The sequence below is a fragment of the Cellulomonas sp. P4_B5_2 genome (assembly GCF_056402235.1).
In genome coordinates this window covers 1-1,688 of record NZ_JBFUHU010000491.1, presented here as the reverse complement: position 1 = coordinate 1,688, position 1,688 = coordinate 1, and the positions used below count along the sequence as shown (strand labels likewise).

Annotated in this window: 2 protein-coding genes; both read left to right on the top strand. The window is 74.9% G+C overall.

Features of this window, described 5'->3' with window-relative positions; all coding sequences use genetic code 11:
- Positions 1-895: Gfo/Idh/MocA family protein (locus tag AC1DUQ_RS21520; protein WP_477074608.1), on the top strand; the 895-nt coding region annotated here is incomplete at its 5' end.
- A 51-nt stretch (positions 896-946) separates the two neighbouring features.
- On the top strand, positions 947-1,688 hold a 742-nt coding region (locus tag AC1DUQ_RS21515; RefSeq protein ID WP_477074607.1), incomplete at its 3' end, for a protein kinase family protein.

Below are 1,688 nucleotides of genomic sequence, written 5' to 3'. Positions count from 1 at the left end.
GGACTGGCCCGGTGCGACCGTGGTCCCCGACGTCGACGCCCTGCTGGCGCACGCCGACGACCTCGATCTCGTGGTGATCGCGAGCCCCACGGGCGAGCACGTCGCGCACGTCCGGGCCGCGCTCGACGCGGGGCTGCACGTGCTCGTCGACAAGCCGCTGGCCACGTCGGCGGCCGCCGCCGAGCTGCTGGCCGGGCTCGCCGACGGCCGGCTCACCGTCTTCCAGAACCGCCGGTGGGACACCGAGCAGCTCACCCTGCTCGGCCTGCTCGAGCGCGGGGAGCTGGGCACCGTGCACCGGTTCGAGCGGCGCTGGGAGAGGTTCCGGCCCGTGCCGCAGGACCGCTGGAAGGAGAACGACCCCGAGTCGGGCGGTCTGCTGCTCGACCTCGGTGCGCACCTGGTCGACTCCGCGGTGCAGCTGTTCGGGCCGGTCGAGCAGGTCTACGCCGAGCTGCACGCGCGTACGACCCCGGCGGTGGACGACGTGTTCCTCGCTCTCGTGCACGCGCAGAACGGCGTCGTGAGCCACCTGCAGGCTGGTGCCGTGGTGGGCGCACCCGGTCCCCGTACGCGGGTGCTGGGCGACGCCGGGGCGTACCTGGTGACCAGCTTCGAGGGCGAGCCGACGCCGTTCGGGGCGCTCGACGACGCGTACGAGGAGACCCGCCGGCCCGGCGAGCCGGTGCACGAGGGCTGGTTCGTGCGCGGCGCCGAGCGGCGGCCCGTGCCGCGCGCGGCCGGTGGCCACGTCGACCTCTACCGCGAGGTCGTGCGGTGGGTGGTCGGCGGTGGGCCGCCTCCCGTCGATCCGGCCGACGCGGCACGGACGGCGCGCGTGCTGGACGCCGCGATGGTCTCGGCCGCCGAGCACAGGGTCGTCCGACTGCCCTGAGCTGTGGATGACCGACGACGCACCGGTGCCGACAGGTCTTGGATKGCGCGCATGGACAGCCTGCTCGTGCCGAGCGAYGTGGAGAGCGCCCTCGCTCACGCCGGCTTCCGGGCCGTCGAGGTCACCGGAGAGGGGTGCGTGGCCGCGGCGCTGGACGACGCGGACCGACTGATCGAGCTCCACGTCGTTCCCGGGTTCGTGGACGCGCCTCTCGCGGAGCGCGCGGCGCGCCTGCGCGAGGTACGGCACGAGCACCTCCCGCAGGTGCTGGAGGTGCTCGACCTGTCCCCGGGGCGGCTGGGGCTGGTGGTCGAGCACGTCCCGGGACTCTCGCTCGCGCAGATACGCGCCGCACGCGCGCCGCTGACCGACGGCGAGGCCGCGACGGTCACGATCCCGCTGGCCGGTGCCATCGAGGCGCTGCGGGTCGCCGGGCTCGCGCACGGGTCGGTGAGCGAGTCGACGGTGGTGGTGCGACCCGACGGCCGACCGGTGCTCACGGACCTCCGGGGTGCTCTCGCCGGAGCCGACGACACCGAGGCGGACCTGCGCGGACTGGTGACCACGGTGCTCGCGCAGATGCCCGGCGCGGACGTGGATCTGGTCACCGGCGTCGCAGGCGAGCTGACGATGCGGGACGTGTTCACCGACGTGCTGACCCTCCCGGGTCTCTCCGCCGACCAGGTGGTGGTCGGGTGCTACCGCGCCACCGAGCCGACACCGGTCCGGCTCCCCGACGCCGGGCAGCTCGCGTCGTCGGCACTGTCGGCCGGCGCGCGCGAGGGTGACCATG